Here is a 15,428-nt window from a genome sequence, read left to right as displayed (position 1 = left end):
GGCGGCCAGGAAGACATGATCGTCGATGTCGCACTCGATATGCTCAAGGAACGGGGGGAAGCATGAGCGATATTGCCGCACTCGCCGCCACGCTGGACGATGCGGCCGTGCGATCGAGCGCGGTCGCCCAGCTATCGGTGGGGCATCCGACGCTCGGCGTGGCCGACGCTTATCGTGTTGCGCGCGCTTCGATCGACCGGCGCGTCGCGCGTGGTGAGCGGATCGTGGGGATGAAGATGGGCTTCACCAGCCGCGCCAAGATGGCGCAGATGGGGGTGGACGACCTGATCTGGGGCTGGCTGACCGATGCGATGATGCTGGACGACGGCGGCAGCGCGCCCGCCACCCGCTTCATCCACCCGCGCATCGAGCCGGAACTGGCGGTGCGGCTCAAGGCGCCGCTCGCCGGCCAGGTCACCGCGCTGGAGGCATGGGCGGCGGTCGAGGCGGTCGCGCCGGCGCTGGAGATCATCGACAGTCGTTACCGCGATTTCCGTTTCTCGCTGGCGGACGTGGTTGCGGACAATGCCTCATCCTCCGCATTCGTGGTCGGCGGGTGGCAGCGGCCCGATATCGACGTCGCCAACCTCGGCATGGTGATGAGCATCGACGGCGCGCCCGTGCAATTCGGATCGAGTGCCGCGATCCTCGGCCATCCGCAACGCTCGCTGGTCGCCGCCGCGCGACTGGCGGGGGAGGCGGGGTTCGTGCTTGAGGCGGGGTGGACGGTGCTCCTCGGTGCGGCCACTCCGGCGGAGGCGATCCGCGCGGGCAATCGCGTGCGGCTGGAGACGCAAGACATGGCGACGGTCGATATCGCGCTGGAGGGCGTGGCGGCATGAGCGGCGAGGGCCGCGTCATCCCCGGCAAGGCGACGCCGCGCGGGCGCTTCCCGCATTTCCGCCGTGCGGGGGATTTCATCTTCGTTTCAGGTACTTCATCGCGCCGACCGGACAATAGCTTCGTCGGCGCGGAGGCAGACGGGATGGGCACCGTCTCGCTCGATATCCGCGCGCAGACCCGCGCGGTAATCGAGAATATCCGCGACATTCTGGAGGACGCGGGCGCGACGCTGGCCGATGTGGTCGAGGTGAGCAGCTATCTCGTCAACATGAACGATTTTGGCGGCTACAACGCTGTATATGCCGAATATTTCAACGAGAGCGGCCCGGCGCGCACCACCGTCGCCGTCCATCAATTGCCGCATCCGCATCTGCTGATCGAGATCAAGGCGGTCGCCTATGCGCCGCGACAGGGAGGAGCCCAATGAGCGAGGTTCTGCGTTACGGTCGTCCGTTCGATTTCAAGGGCTGGATCGAGGCGCATCGTGATCGGTTGAAGCCGCCGGTCGGCAATGCGCAAATCTGGCAGGATAGCGATTTCATCGTCACCGTGGTGGGCGGTCCCAACCAGCGCACCGATTATCACGTCGATCCGCTGGAGGAGTTCTTCTACCAGCTTCAGGGTGACATGATCCTGCGATTGTGGATCGACGGCAAGCCGGAAGACATGCCGATCCGCGAGGGCGAAATCTTCCTGTTGCCGCCCTTCGTTCCGCATTCGCCGCAACGTCCGGTGCCGGGCAGCATCGGGCTGGTGATCGAGCGCCAGCGACCGGAAGGGATGATCGACGCCTTTCAATGGTATTGCGGCAGTTGCGGCGAACTGGTCCATCGCGTTGAGGTGCGACTCAGGAGCATCGTCGCGGACCTGCCGCCACTGTTCGACGCTTTCTATGCCAGCGAGGCGTTGCGCACCTGCGGCAAATGCGGAACGGTGCATCCGGGGCGTGCGGCGGCCAAATAGGCTGAAACATTATATAAAAGCGAAAAAAATACTGAAAGGCGTCGTGCGCGGGCTACGCGCGCGGCGCTTTCCGGCGTACCGCGATCACGATCGCCCGACGCCGATCGAATATGACAATTCAGTTATATCAGCAACTCGATCTACTATTTGCTGATAATAGGCGTCTCTTTCAGATTTGGCTCAGGCCTTACCAGGCAAATACGGGGGCGGGGAGGATGAGCGAAATGAAACACAGGGTGAAATCGTCGTGGTTCTTGTCCACGGCAATCCTTTCCGGGCTTGGCGCTATTGGGGCGACTCCGGCCTTCGCGGAGGAGCAACCGGTGGCGACGCAGAGCCAGCCGGATGAGGCGGCTGCCGCGAAACAGGGCCAGGTCAGCGATATCATCGTGACGGCGACGCGGCGGGAGGAAAGCGCCCAGCGCGTCCCGGTCGCGATCACCGCGCTGTCCGCCGCCGACCTTCAGGCGCGGGGCATCCAGGGCACCAACGATCTGCAATTCCAGGTGCCGGGCCTGCAAATCTATTCGACCCAGGTTGGCATCACCAATTACACGATCCGCGGCCTCGGCAACGCCAACAACCGCTCGGCGACGGCGGACGGCGCGGTCGGCGTGTTCGTGAACGAGGCTTATATCGGCCGGCCGTTCCTGGTGAACACCGATTTCATGGATATGGAGCGCGTCGAGGTGCTGCGCGGTCCGCAGGGCACGCTCTTCGGGCGCAACACGATCGGCGGCGCGATCTCGTTCTACAGCACCAAGCCGGGACCGGAGACGCGCGCCGGCGGCGAGGTGACGATCGGCGATTACAACCAGCGCGATGCGGGCGGCTACATCTCCGGCCAGATCGCCGACAACGTCTATGCCAAGGTGGCGGTGACGACGCGCAACCATGATGGCTATGACTATAACACCACCACCCACACGCGGGTCGACGATCAGCGCTCGACCGGCGTGAGTGCCGCGCTGCGCTTCACGCCGACGAGCAATCTGGATATCACGCTGAACGTCGACACGACGGTCCGGCGCGGGATGGGATCATGGTGGGTGACCTGGGTGCGCGGGCCTTATTCGGGCGCACCTTATGCCGATCCGCGCGTCGGCAACGGCGCGAACGATAACGGCTTCGGCAATATCAACAATTCGGGCGGCAGCCTGAACGTCAACTGGTCGACGCCGATCGGCGATTTCACCTCGGTCACCGCCTATCGCTATGGCACGCTGGACTCGCGCGCGCCGTCGACCGGCACCATGCCGGCGCCTCCGGGGCCGCCGGCGGTGAATTCGGCGCTGAGCAATATCCTGTTCACGCAGGAGGATGATTACCGCACGCGGCAATATTCGCAGGAATTCCGGCTCGCATCGAACGGCGATTCTCCGTTGAAATGGTTGCTGGGCGCATATTATTTCCATGAAAAATCGGATCACACCGCGATCGTCGATTTTCAGTTCAACAATTACTACGGATATTCCGGCCGATCCCGTTATGATTCGATCGGATCGGCGGATGCGTTCGCACTGTTCGGGAACGTAAGCTACAACATTACCGAAAAGCTCAAGGTTCAGGCCGGTGTTCGCTGGAGCAGCGATCACAAGGAATCGATCGAAACGGTATCCGGCAAAAGCTATGGCGCCGGATTCAAGATCAACGGAGTTCCCGCTCCGAACGGATGGACCGGCAATGGCGCCAAGACCTTCCAGGCGGCGACGCCCAGCTTCACGATCAATTATCAGGCGACGCCGGCGGTATTCCTTTATGCCACCGTGTCGAAGGGCTTCAAGAGCGGCGGCTTCAACGATGTCTCGGACGAGAAGTTCGCGGCGCAGACCCCGTATCTGCCGGAAACGGTGTGGAATTACGAGGCCGGTTTCAAGGCCGACCTGTTCGATCACCATGCGCGCCTGAACGTGTCCGCGTTCCGGCTCAATTACACCAACCTTCAGGTATCCGAAGTCGTGCCCGCATTTGCGGGGGGGCCGAATATCGTCATCACCGCCAATGCCGGCAAAACCCACAATCAGGGTGTGGAGACCGAATTCCAGATCTATCCGGTCAGCAATTTCCAGCTTTACGGCAATTTCAGCTATCAGGATTCGAAGGTCGACCAGCTTTCGATGGTTGTTAGCGGGGTGACGCTCAATCAGGCCGGCAACAAGCTGCCGCTGGTGCCGAAAACGAAATGGATGCTCGGCGCGGCCTACACGTTCCCGATCGGCGACACGATCGATACCACGCTGCGCGGGGCCTATAGCAAGACGGGTGCCTACTTCGGCTATATCACCAATAACCCGCTCGAACTGGTGCCCGTTCAGTCCGATCTGACCGCGTCGTTGCTGTTCCAGCCGCGCGACAGTCACTGGAATGTCGAATTGTGGGGCAAGAATCTGGAGAACAAGCTCAATATCTCGCAGCTTTTCCAGATCTTCGGCGCTTCCTATGCCAAGCTCGGCACGCCCCGGACATGGGGTTTGACGGTGCGCTACAAATATTGAAACGATCGGGCGCCCTCGCCCAGGTGAGAGAGGGCGCCCAAAAACAATTTTCGCAGCGGAGTGTGCCGCGTTCCGCCGGCTTCGATTGGATTTCAGGAGGAGGACGGAATGCCGGCTGACCGATACCGTGCGGGTCTTGCCGGCGTTGCGGCCTTCGTCGCTCTATCGGGGTCGCAGGCGCTCGCCCAGGCAGCGGTTCCCGTTCCCGTTGCGAAAGAGACGGAAACCATCGTCCATGCCGGGCATCTGATCGACGGGGTGTCCCGGAATGTTCGGGACAAGGTTTCGATCGTCATCCGCGATCGCCGCATCGTTGCGGTCCAACCCGGTTTCGTCACGGGTTCGCCGGGCGCGACGACCATCGACCTTTCCAGTGAAACCGTGCTGCCCGGATTGATCGACGCGCATGTCCATCTGACCGAAGCGAATGGTGGCGGGAACCGGATCGCGAAAAGCGTGACGATGACCCCGCTCGATATCGCGCTGCACGCGGTTCCTGAGGCGCGCCGGGAGCTGGAGGCGGGATTTACCTCGGTGCGTAACCTGATGGCGCCGGCGGGAGCCGATATCGCGCTCAAGAAAGCCATCGATGACGGCACGATCGCAGGCCCGCGTATGTGGGTTTCGGGCATGGCGCTCAGCGCGACGGGCGGCCATGCCGATCCCGCCGGCGGCCTGATTCCCGAACTGGCCCGCGCCGACATGACCGGCGCCTTCGAGCGCGAAGCGGTGGTCGACGGGCCAGACAGTGTTCGTCGCGCGGTGCGGTTGCAGCACATGCGCGGGGCGAATGTCATCAAGCTGATGGCAAGCGGCGGGGTAATCAGCCTTGGCGACGATCCCAACGCGCAGTTGATGGACGATGACGAGATCGCCGCTGCGGTGCATAGCGCGCACGAACTGGGCATGAAGGTTGCCGTCCATGCGCATGGCAAGCGCGCGATCGACGCGGCGGCCCGGCTGGGCGTAGATTCGATCGAGCATGGCAGCTTCGCCGATGCGGAAAGCCATGCCCTGATGAAGGCGCACGGCACCTATCTGGTGCCGACGTTGCTCGCGGGGGTGGCCGGGGTGGAGTTCATGGACAGCCATCCGGGGGTGTTCGAGCCGGCCAGCGTCGCCAAAGCGAAGGCGGTGGCCCCGGTGATGGTGCGCAATCTCGCGGCGGCCTATCGCGCCGGGGTGAAGATCGCCTTCGGCACCGATATGGGGCCGCACGGCCCCAATCAGGCGCGCGAATTCCAGATCATGGTGCGGCAGGCCGGCATGGCGCCGATCGACGCGATCATGGCGGCGACGGGCAACGCCGCCGATCTGCTCGGCGCGGCGGATGATATCGGCTCCGTCCGCGCTGGCAGATATGCCGATATCGTCGCGGTCCGCGGCGATCCGCTCGCCGATATCGGCCTGTTGCAGCACATCGGTTTCGTGATGAAGGGCGGCGCGGTCGTGATCGACCGGCGCCAGGGAAAGGTTGTGGAATGAGCAAGCGTCCGATCTGGTTGTGTGGCGTCGCGGCGGCGTTATTGATGACCGCGCAGGCGGGTTCGGCTCAGTCGAACGCGGGGCAGGCGGAGAAAACGTCGCCTTCCGCCGTTCCGGGCGCGCCGGGGCCGGAGATAAAGGATCCATGGCTGGCCGGGTGGCTTCGCCTCACGCCCGATCGCAAGCCGAAGCCGCTCGTCGCGGGGCGCGACTATGGCATGGATATGGCGACCGGCCAGTTCATCTGGCCCAAGGCGACGCCGGAGGTGCACGAAGGCCAACCCTTCCCCGGCGAGATGAAGACGTGGGACCAGAAAAGCTACGCCAAGAATGTCGATGTGCTCGGCTTTTATCGCGGGGTGGATTCGCCGTTCCACGCCTGGGCCAATATCGCGGATTTCGGCGGCAAGCGTTATCTCTACATCCACGATCGTGATTATCTGCGCATTCTCGATGTCACCGATCCGCGCCATGGCAAGATCGTTTATTCCAAGGGCGCGGTCTGGGGGCCGAAGGGCGGCAGCGAGAAATTCGACGCCAATAACGTGCACGACTATCTCGGCGGCGCGACGATCGTGTGGAATGCGAAGCTCGGCAAGCCGATCATGGTCGCGTCGTTCGAGATCGGCCGTTATGGCCTGATGACCGAGAAGATGGAGCAGCCCGACAAGGTCGCCGCGCAGCGCCATTACAATTCGCTCAAGGGTTTCAAGGTCTTCGCAATGGATGGGCCGTTGCCGAGCCAATGGCGGCTGCTCGCGACGCGCACGACCGATTATCAGCACCCGAACGCGCCGATCGGTGAGCAGCAAGGTTCCGGTTCGCTCGACTCGCCGGAATATTATGGCGGAAAATACATGATCCTGTCGGCCGCGCCGGACGATAGCTATGCGCTGACGGAATATGCCAATTATCTCTATTCGCCGGGTTATCAGGTCTGGGACATGTCAGATCCGGCTGATCCGAAATTCGTGTCGCAGATCACGGTGCCGGGGCAGATCCTGGGCAACAAGGCGCATGAGAACGCCTATCTGATGAATCCGCGCGCCGGCAATCGCACGTCGTGGATGGGATCGCGGATGCCGATCTTCCTGCCCAAGCCATTGGAGGAGGGCGGCAGAATCGGATTCGGTGCGATGGGCGGCCTGGGGCTCTGGTCGTTCGACCTGTCCGATCCGGCCAATCCGCGTGCGCTGGGCAATGTCAATACGCCTCCCGCCTTCGCCGGCACCGAGTTCGATAACGCAGACGTCAGCCAGTATGAGCGCACCGGCTATGTGCTGACCAGCGGCTACCCGATGAACCGGGACTGCTACGAGCCGTACAAGGACATTTTCGTGGTCGACGCGCGCGATCCGGCGCATCTGAAGGTCGCGGCGAAATTGCCGCAACCCGCAGTGCCTGAAGGCGCGCCTTTCACGCATTTCTGCCAGCGCGGCGGAAATTTCGGGCCGAAGCGTTCGAACTCGATCGGGCAGCCCGGCACCTGGCGGCAGGGGATCATTCCCTATTCATTCTACAATGCCGGTGTGCAGCTATTCGATGTCAACAATCCCGCCGATCCGAAGATCGCGGGCTATTTCATCCCGCGCCTCGCCGATACGACCGAGTTGCCCGAATATACGCTTGGCAAGGGCGTGTTGGCGATCTTCACCGAATATGATCGCAACATCATCTGGGCGTTCACCGAGAACGGGGCCTATGCCTTGTCCAGCCCGCTGCTTGGGGCACCGGTGTTCAAGGCGCCGGCAAAGGCATGGCCGCCGCGTTGAATTCCGGGCCGCCGACCGGGCGGTGCATGGGCCTGGCCTTGTTTGAACCTGCGTGACGGCGCGCCGGTGCGCGGTCGCGCGCGGGTTCGATGCGAATGAATGGGATGCAGCATGAAGATCGACGGTTTCCTGTTGGCGATGCTGGGGGCGATCGTGCTTTCGCTCATCGCGCCCGGATTGGGCACCCCCGCCGGGCCGCTGCACATGGGGCTGGTGACGACGCTGGGGATCGGGCTCGTCTTTCTCCTCCACGGGGCGAACCTGTCGCCGGATGCGCTGAAGGCGGGCGCCACCAACTGGCGCATTCACGCGGCGGTGCAGGGGAGCACTTTCGTGCTGTTCCCGCTGATCGGCTTCGCGATCTTCTTCGGGCTGCAATCGGTGCTGAGCTATGAGGTGCGCCTCGGCTTGTTCTTCTTGTGCGCGCTCCCCTCAACAATCTCGTCTTCGGTCGCGATGACCAGCATGGCGCGCGGCAATGTGCCGGCGGCGGTGTTCGACGCGTCTTTCTCCGGCATCATCGGCATGGTCATCACGCCGATGTTGATCGCGACGGTCGTGGCGGTCGGCGGCAAGCCGTTCCCGGTGTTGCCGGCGATCGCCGATATCGCGATGACGTTGCTGCTGCCGTTCGCGGTTGGGCAGGTGATGCGCCCGCTGATCGCGCGGTGGCTCATGGCCAACAAGCGCGTCATCAACCTGCTCGATCGCGGAGTGATCGTGCTGATCGTCTATTCGGCCTTCTGCGAATCCACCGCCTCGGGCCTGTGGTGGAACTATTCCCCGTGGGTGATCGGCGAGATCGCGTTGATCGCCGCCGCGCTGCTCGCGTTGGTGTTGTCGATCACCGCCGCAGTGGCGCGTGCCTGGGGATTCTCGCTGCCCGACGAGGTGACGACGGTGTTCTGCGGGTCGAAGAAGAGTCTCGCCAACGGCGCGCCGATCGCCAAAATCCTGTTCGCGGGCAGCCCGGCGCTGGGCATGATAATGCTGCCGATCATCCTGTATCACCAGTTGCAACTCATCGTCTGCTCGGTCCTCGCCCGCCGTTATGCCGCTCGTGCCGCAGGGGCGGCGGAGCACGCGGGAAAGAGCGCGGAGCCAATGCGCACCAAATTCAACTGATCGCGAACGCCGGGAACACCGTGAAGACAGCGGCGGCACCCGATCGTCGCCAATCGACAGTTCGATTGCCAATTACCTGAAGGGGATATGCCGAGATGAATCGCTTATTGTCCGCCAGTGCGATCGCCCTGATTTTCCTGGCCTCATGCGGGAAGGTGGAAAAGGAGAAGGCGGCGCAAACCCCGGCCCCCGCGGATGAAAACAATATCCTGCACATTAGCTGGGGCGGGATCGCAACGCCGGATTCCGGCGAGGAAAAGCGTCATTGGTCAAACTGGACGATCAACCTGCTCGACGGCAGCACGGCTTATGGGTGGACCTCGGACAAGAACATCACCTTCCCACATGACCTCCAGTTCGAATTGGCGGGAATCGGCAAAATCAAGGGTTTCGTCGTCGACACGCGCTTTACGCCGGTATTGCGTGAGGACGGTTCTTCCTCGCAAAGCGCCGAAGGTTCGCCGGTCCGCAAATTCGCGATCCTCGGTTCCACCGCGGGCGCCGACGGCCCGTATACGACCATCTTCCAGGGCGAGGCCAAGCCCGACACCCGCAATGAATTTACGCTGCCCAAGGAAATTTCGACGCGTTGGATCAAGCTGCAAATCGACAGCAATTGGGAAGGGAAGGGCGCGGCGAGGCTCGCAGAGTTCGAAGCGCTCGGCACGCTGGAGCAGCGCGGCGTGACGGATACCGCGGATGCGTCCGGGGTTTACTCGCACGAATATGGCCCGATCGCGATCCGCCAGAAAGGGAACGAAATCTTCGGCTGCTACAATAACGGCATGGGGACGTTGCGTGGCACGATCTATGGCCGGATCATGCGGCTTGCGTGGTTCTCGTCACAGGAAAAGAGCATCGGGGCGGCGACGCTCGTTCCCGCGCACGATCGGCTATACGGGTTCTGGTATCGCTACAGCGACAAGATGGGCAGCCCGTGGAACGCCTCGAAAATCGGCGGCCTGGAGAAAGCTGACCCCGCTTGCAGGAAGGCGCTGTATCCCGAAAGCTAGCTGTTGACCGTTTTAGGATTGGCAATGTTATAGACCTCGACCGGCGCCGGTGCGGTCGGACCGCAGCCGGCCTGACCGCCCTGGACGCGTTCGAGCAGAGACTTTAGGGGCCGGCAATATCCGGTCGAAGGACAAAATTCGGAAACCGATTCGCACAGCGGCGGGAAAATGCGCTCAAAGCCAGGTTGCTTGCGACCGTCTTTTTGCATCGGTTCGCTTGGCCGGAGATCGTCCGAGGGAACTCTCACGTGGTGCTTGCAGCGGTGATGGTCGGCACCCCCCAGGAAAATCCATCGCGCCTTGCTGCCTCCAATTGGATCTGGTGGAGCCGGAAGTCGATAAGGCGCCCTTCCGCGAAGCGCGCGTCGACGATCATCGAGCGCCACGTATCCGCACCATAAGCGCCATCCTCCTTCCGGGTCTGGAAGATGAAATTGCCGAGGCCGTGAAACAACGGTGCGCCACGATAGAATTCGTGTGCCTGCATCACGGGCGTGCCGTGTCCGACGAATGCCGATGCGCCCGCATCGATGCAGGCGCGTGCAAAATCCTTCTGCCACGCCGGCGTATCGCTTTGTACCGGCTCCCAATGGTGATTGTGGAGGCACATCAGCACCGTCGCGCCCGTCGCCCGTGCAGCGCCGATCGCGGCCAGCACGCGATCGACGTCTGCCGGTTCGAGCGTGCCGTCAGCGCGCCGGCGCAACTCATTGATCCCGGCGTGCTCGGTTGTGGCTGCTGCGCCTGGCCGGATTGCGCCTGCCGCGGCGGCGGCCAGCGCGAAATCGCCAGCGGGCGTGCGCTGGGTGGCTGAAGCGGCAGCCACTGCGAGATTCCGGCCCGATCCGGCATGGACGATGCCGCGTTGGTCCAGCGCCTCGATCGTTGATCCGATCCCGCCGGTGCCGAGATCCCAAGCATGGTTGTTGGCGGTCGTTACCATCGTGACGCCAAGCGATTTCAGGCAATCGATGACCGTCGCTGGCGCGCGGTGGAGCGTGGCGTCCGATCGTGTCGGTTTGCCTGCGCTGGGGCCGTCGATTGGCGTTTCGAGATCGGTAAATACCACATCCGCCCGCCGCAGCAGCGCGGCGATCGCGGTCATGCTGGGCCAGCCTTGGCGACATATTTCGCGCTGGATTAGCGATTGGCCGAGGAGCATCACGCGCATCGGGCGGCGACCGCGTGCTAACGCCACGGGCGGAAATAACGCCGTCGCGCCTATCGCCCCAATAACTCTACGCCGATTAATATTGCGCCACATCGCTATGATTTTCTCTCTGGTTCCGCGGCCATAATTGGCTCGCGTGCGATAACGGCAACCATATACCGATTTTGATATGGGGTGATGAAGTTACGCCATCAGCTATCGCGGCGCATCCGATCCGATAGGAATGCCGCGAATCGGTAAAAAATATGGGGGCTTTGGCCATGATCGAACGGGGAACTTCGAGGCGCGCGGGTGCGATGCTGCTGGGCGCGAGCCTGCTGACGATCGCGATGATCGCACCAGCTCAGGCACAGGAACTGCCATCGAGCGAAGGCGTGGCAGCGGCTGAAGACATCGTCGTCACCGGCTCGCGCATCCAGCGGCGCGACGCGGCGGCAGTCGGTCCCCTGCTCACCATCACGGCGGACGATATCGCCAAGTCGGGCAGCGTCAGCGCGGGCGATCTGTTGCAGAAGCTGCCGTCGGCGGGCGTCAGCCTGAATTCGAACGGCACACAGGGCACCTCTTATGGCGCCTCGTCGATCAACCTGCGTTACCTCGGTGGGAGCGAGGGCAGCGGCAACCGCGTGCTGGTGCTCGTCGACGGGCACCGCTGGGTCGATGCGGTCGGCCAGCGCGGCTTTCGTGATTTCGTCGATCTCAACACGATCCCGATGGGGATGATCGACGGCATGGAGGTGCTGAAGGATGGCGCTTCGGCGATCTACGGCGCGGATGCGATCGCGGGGGTCGTCAACATCAAGACGATCCGGCCGTTCGACGGCATTCGCGGTTCGACCCGCATGGGCGTAACCGACAAGGGCGACGGCTCAGAATATTCCGCGACGTTGAACCTCGGCAAGCGTTTTGGCCGTGCCTCGATCATCCTCTCGGGCAGCTATTACCAATCGCAGCCGATCCGCACCGACGCGCGCCCGCTCACCACCACCTCGCTCGTGCCGGTAACGACGCCGGGCACCAGCCCTTCCGGCCTCTATATCCTGCCGGGTCTCGCCTCGAATGGCTATTTCGGAACGCCCGCCGGGTTCGCCGGATCGAGCGCGCCGATAGCGCTCAATTCGCCGGGCACGCTTTTTGGCCCCGGTGCGAGCGCTGACAATGCGTTCCACACCGCGTCGCTGCCGGGTGATTATTACAACACCCAGGCGCAGGGCATCTATTCGGCCGGTCCGTCGCAGCGTTACGGCATCTACGGTCGGTTCGACTATGAACTCGCCGACAATATCAACTTCAAGTTCGAGGGGATGTATAACGAGCGCAAGTCGGATCAGCTTTTCTCGCCGGTGTTGCTCGATATCGGTGGGACCGCGGGTACGGTGCGCGGCTTCTATATTCCGAACAATCAGGCGTTCAATCCGTTCGGCACCGCCAATGGCGTGCCGGCGGCCAACGCGCTGGGCTTCGCGGCCAATTCGGCGTTTCGCGTCCGCAAGGTGATGAGCGATATCGGCAACCGCGACAATATCCAGAACGTCCAGACCTGGCGGATCGCTGCCGGGCTCGACGGGTCGTTCAGCCTGTTCGGCAACAACTGGCATTGGGACGCGTTCGGCAGCTATTCGAAGAACCATATCGATTCGACCGCGCTGAACGGCATCAACTACGACAATCTGTATCTGGCGCTGGGCAATCCGGCGACCTGCGCGGCGACGGCGGGCTGCGTGCCGGTCAATCTGTTTGGCCCGATGACGGCGGCGCAGGCGAACTATATCCGCTTCACCACGCGTGAATCGAACTATACCGAGTTGCTGAACGGCACCGTCAACGCCACCGGCACCCTGTTCAATCTGCCGGCGGGCGAGGTCGCACTCGCGGTGGGTTATGAATATCGCCAAAATCGTGGCGTTGACAATCCCGATCCGATCGCCAATGCGGCGTCGCTCTACCTGAACAACGCACTCTATACCAAGACCACCGCGCAGACCCGCACCGCGACCAGCGGCCGCTACGATCTGCATGAAGTTTATGGCGAATTGTCGGTGCCGGTGTTCAAGGATTCGCCGATCGGCAAGAGCCTCGACCTCAGCCTCGCGGGGCGTTATTCACGTTATTCGACGGTCGGCGGCAAGGCGACGTTCAAGGGCGGCGCGGGCTATCGTCCGATCGAAGGCGTGCTGCTGCGCGGCACCTATGCGCAGGGCTTCCGCGCACCGTCGATCCTCGAGCTTTATCAGGGCGCGCGGCAGACGAGCTTCCAGGGCAGCGATCCGTGCAATGGCGGCGCGGCGGCCCATGCCGGGCTGCCGGGATGCGCAGGCGTGCCGACGGGTTACAATCAGGCCAATTACAACCTCAACGGCCTGATCCCCGGCGTGATTAGCGGCAATCGCAACCTGCGACCGGAAACCTCCGACAGCATCAGCGCGGGCATCGCGCTGACCCCGCTTCGCGGGCTTTCGCTGACGGTCGATTATTACAACATCAAGATCAAGAACGCGATCGCGGCACAATCGGCGACACAGATCCTGCAACTCTGCGCGCAGCGTGCGGGCGTGTTCTGCGATCTCGTCCAGCGTGATGCGGGCACGGGAGCGATCCTGAACCTGTTGCAGGGGTCGCAGAACCTCAATTCGATCAAGACCGACGGCGTGGATGCGACACTGCGTTATGATTTCCCGACCTCGATCGGGCGGATCGGCGCGATGATCGACGCATCCTATCTTCACTCGTTCCGCACCGTCTCGCCCGATCCGGCGACCGGCGGCACCATCATCGATGAACGGGCCGGCAAGGGCGACCAGCCTCGCGCGACCTATCCGCACTGGAAGGGCGCGGCATCGCTCAACTGGGACGGCGAGGGCGCGAACGCCACGCTGCGCGCGCGCTATATCGGCGGCAGCACCGATGTCGTGAACGCGGTGAAGGACGCGCATACCAACGCGGTGACCTATATCGACGCGGAGATCGGCTTCGACGTGGCGGAGGGGCGCACGCGCTTCGGCATCGGCGTGAACAACCTGTTCGATACCCAGCCGCCGGCATCCTATGCCAACGCGCCGATCAACTACGACATCTACACTTATGACGCGCGCGGTCGGTTCCTCTACGCCCGATTCTCGGTGAAGTTGTAAGCGAGAACGGCAGCGGGGCGCTGATACGATGACGGGACCGGCGGCAGGCGGGCAGGGCAGGCATCACGGATCGCTCGATCCGGTGCTGATGATGCTGGCGGCGATGATCCTCGCGATCGCGCTGACCTGGATCATTCCCTCGGGCGAGCATCAACGCGTTTCCGACAAGGAAAACGCGCCGGTGATCGCGGGCACCTATCAGGGGCTCCCCAAGCCGGTGGGGCTCGACAGTCTGCTGCCGGGAAAGCCCCGCGAAGGCGAGGCGCGGCCGGTCAGCCCGGTTGCGCTCGCCACCTCGATCCCGGCGGGGCTGAAGAAATCCGCGCCGCTGATCTTCATGATCCTCGCGCTCGGCGGGATGTTTGGCGTGATGCGCTCCACCGGCGCGCTTGACGCGGGCATCCAGCGGCTGATCGGCGTCAGTCGTGGGCGGATGGTGATCCTCGTGCCGGTGCTGATGCTCGCCTTCTCCGCGGGCAGCACCTTCCTCGGGATGATTTCCGAATATCTGCTGCTCATCCCCGTCATGATCGCGCTGGCGGAGCGAATGGGGCGCAGCCCGATGTTCGGCTTCGCGCTGCTGACACTCGCGGCGAAGGTGGGATATCTCGCCTCGGTGACGAGCCCCGTGGCGTTGCTGATCGCGCAGCCGATCGTCAACGTGCCGGTGTTCAGCGGGCTGGGGTTCCGGCTTGCCATCTGGGTCAGCTTCCTGACGATCGCGATGCTCTATGTGTTGCGAGAGGCGCGCGTGGTTTCGACGCCCGCACCGATCGAGCATGAGCGGCTGTCCTCGCGGCATCTGTCGATCCTGCTGATCGCGGGCGCGACGCTGGTGGCGCTGGTGGTGGGGTCGCTCAAGTTCGGCTGGCACGATGGCGAGTTCACCGCATTGTTCATCACCGCCGCCGCCGTGATGTCGGTCGCCGCGCGGCTTTCGGCGCGGGCCGGCGTCGCGCTATTCGTCGATGGGATGAAGGCGATGATGCTCGCCGCGCTGTTGGTGGGCATGGGCCGCGCGGTGGAGGTGATCCTGCGTGACGGCCAGATCCTCGATACGATCATCGAAGCGGTGTCGTCGGGTATCCACGGCATGTCGCCGGTGATCGTCGCGCCGATCGTGATGGGCGTGGAGATGATCCTCACGCTGCTCATCCCATCGACCTCCGCCAAGGCGGCGCTCAGCATTCCGGTGCTTGGCCCGATCGCCGCGTCGGCGGGCGTGTCGGGGCAGACGACGGTGCTTGCGTTCCTGCTCGGCAACGGGCTGGTCAACATGCTCGCGCCGACCTCGGGCATGTTGCTCGCCTATCTCGCGGCGGCGGGTATTCCGTATAACCGCTGGTTCCGTTTCGCGGCGCCGCTGTTCGCGCTGCTGGCCCTGCTCTCGGTCGTGGCGCTGATGATCGCCGTGCTGATCGGATATTGAC

The 15,428-nt window shown here is 63.3% G+C and carries 12 protein-coding genes; 10 read left to right on the top strand and 2 right to left on the bottom strand.

The window, feature by feature from the left end; translation table 11 throughout:
* Positions 1-62: 62 nt before the first annotated feature.
* The 8 genes from Q0316_RS07665 (at position 63) to Q0316_RS07630 (ending at position 9,696) form a co-directional block, all read left to right on the top strand.
* The gene (locus Q0316_RS07665; protein ID WP_298671019.1) at positions 63-842 is read left to right on the top strand and encodes a fumarylacetoacetate hydrolase family protein; all 780 of its coding nucleotides are present in this window, start codon (positions 63-65) and stop codon (positions 840-842) included.
* Positions 839-1,270, top strand: a complete 432-nt coding sequence (locus Q0316_RS07660; RefSeq protein ID WP_298671017.1) for a RidA family protein — start codon at positions 839-841, stop codon at positions 1,268-1,270. Before Q0316_RS07665 ends, Q0316_RS07660 begins: the two co-directional genes overlap by 4 nt.
* The gene (locus tag Q0316_RS07655; protein ID WP_298671016.1) at positions 1,267-1,806 is read left to right on the top strand and encodes a 3-hydroxyanthranilate 3,4-dioxygenase; all 540 of its coding nucleotides are present in this window, start codon (positions 1,267-1,269) and stop codon (positions 1,804-1,806) included. The genes Q0316_RS07660 and Q0316_RS07655 overlap by 4 nt, the downstream gene beginning before the upstream one ends.
* 224 nt (positions 1,807-2,030) lie before the next feature.
* The gene (locus Q0316_RS07650; RefSeq protein WP_298671014.1) at positions 2,031-4,301 is read left to right on the top strand and encodes a TonB-dependent receptor; all 2,271 of its coding nucleotides are present in this window, start codon (positions 2,031-2,033) and stop codon (positions 4,299-4,301) included.
* Positions 4,302-4,409: 108 nt separating this feature from the next.
* The gene (locus tag Q0316_RS07645; RefSeq protein ID WP_298671012.1) at positions 4,410-5,786 is read left to right on the top strand and encodes an amidohydrolase family protein; all 1,377 of its coding nucleotides are present in this window, start codon (positions 4,410-4,412) and stop codon (positions 5,784-5,786) included.
* Positions 5,783-7,558 (top strand): hypothetical protein, encoded by a 1,776-nt coding sequence (locus tag Q0316_RS07640; RefSeq protein WP_298671010.1) that lies wholly within the window; start codon positions 5,783-5,785, stop codon positions 7,556-7,558. Before Q0316_RS07645 ends, Q0316_RS07640 begins: the two co-directional genes overlap by 4 nt.
* A 111-nt stretch (positions 7,559-7,669) precedes the next feature.
* Positions 7,670-8,683: a bile acid:sodium symporter family protein gene (locus tag Q0316_RS07635; protein ID WP_298671009.1), complete on the top strand. Its 1,014-nt coding sequence runs from the start codon at positions 7,670-7,672 to the stop codon at positions 8,681-8,683.
* 155 nt (positions 8,684-8,838) lie between these two features.
* Positions 8,839-9,696, top strand: coding sequence for a discoidin domain-containing protein (locus Q0316_RS07630; RefSeq protein ID WP_298671007.1), 858 nt, complete (start codon positions 8,839-8,841; stop codon positions 9,694-9,696).
* Here the strand turns inward: Q0316_RS07630 and Q0316_RS07625 are convergent.
* Together Q0316_RS07625 and Q0316_RS07620 are read right to left on the bottom strand one after the other, a co-directional pair.
* On the bottom strand, positions 9,693-9,905 hold the full coding sequence (locus Q0316_RS07625; RefSeq protein ID WP_298671006.1) for a hypothetical protein: 213 nt from the start codon (positions 9,903-9,905) through the stop codon (positions 9,693-9,695). The genes Q0316_RS07630 and Q0316_RS07625 overlap by 4 nt on opposite strands.
* A gap of 35 nt (positions 9,906-9,940) precedes the next feature.
* Positions 9,941-10,801: a CapA family protein gene (locus tag Q0316_RS07620; protein ID WP_367179658.1), complete on the bottom strand. Its 861-nt coding sequence runs from the start codon at positions 10,799-10,801 to the stop codon at positions 9,941-9,943.
* Between the two features lie 362 nt (positions 10,802-11,163).
* On the opposite strand from Q0316_RS07620, the gene Q0316_RS07615 reads away from it, so the two are divergent.
* Entirely contained in the window at positions 11,164-13,998 is a 2,835-nt protein-coding gene (locus Q0316_RS07615; protein WP_298671005.1) for a TonB-dependent receptor, read from the top strand.
* 28 nt (positions 13,999-14,026) lie between these two features.
* Positions 14,027-15,427, top strand: coding sequence for a hypothetical protein (locus Q0316_RS07610; protein ID WP_298671004.1), 1,401 nt, complete (start codon positions 14,027-14,029; stop codon positions 15,425-15,427).
* Position 15,428 lies beyond the last annotated feature (1 nt).

Source organism: uncultured Sphingomonas sp., assembly GCF_937871615.1.
In the GTDB taxonomy this organism is placed as follows: domain Bacteria; phylum Pseudomonadota; class Alphaproteobacteria; order Sphingomonadales; family Sphingomonadaceae; genus Sphingomonas.
Note: the sequence above shows the minus strand (reverse complement) of the source record. Positions and strands in the feature narration are given on the sequence as shown.

Coding starts and splice junctions, on each gene's coding strand:
- Q0316_RS07660 (WP_298671017.1), top strand. CDS start 839: ATGAGCGGCGAGGGCCGCGTCATCCCCGGCAAGGCGACGCCGCGCGGG.
- Q0316_RS07635 (WP_298671009.1), top strand. CDS start 7,670: ATGAAGATCGACGGTTTCCTGTTGGCGATGCTGGGGGCGATCGTGCTT.
- Q0316_RS07650 (WP_298671014.1), top strand. CDS start 2,031: ATGAAACACAGGGTGAAATCGTCGTGGTTCTTGTCCACGGCAATCCTT.
- Q0316_RS07625 (WP_298671006.1), bottom strand. CDS start 9,905: ATGCAAAAAGACGGTCGCAAGCAACCTGGCTTTGAGCGCATTTTCCCG.
- Q0316_RS07620 (WP_367179658.1), bottom strand. CDS start 10,801: ATGACCGCGATCGCCGCGCTGCTGCGGCGGGCGGATGTGGTATTTACC.
- Q0316_RS07615 (WP_298671005.1), top strand. CDS start 11,164: ATGCTGCTGGGCGCGAGCCTGCTGACGATCGCGATGATCGCACCAGCT.
- Q0316_RS07655 (WP_298671016.1), top strand. CDS start 1,267: ATGAGCGAGGTTCTGCGTTACGGTCGTCCGTTCGATTTCAAGGGCTGG.
- Q0316_RS07645 (WP_298671012.1), top strand. CDS start 4,410: ATGCCGGCTGACCGATACCGTGCGGGTCTTGCCGGCGTTGCGGCCTTC.
- Q0316_RS07640 (WP_298671010.1), top strand. CDS start 5,783: ATGAGCAAGCGTCCGATCTGGTTGTGTGGCGTCGCGGCGGCGTTATTG.
- Q0316_RS07610 (WP_298671004.1), top strand. CDS start 14,027: ATGACGGGACCGGCGGCAGGCGGGCAGGGCAGGCATCACGGATCGCTC.
- Q0316_RS07665 (WP_298671019.1), top strand. CDS start 63: ATGAGCGATATTGCCGCACTCGCCGCCACGCTGGACGATGCGGCCGTG.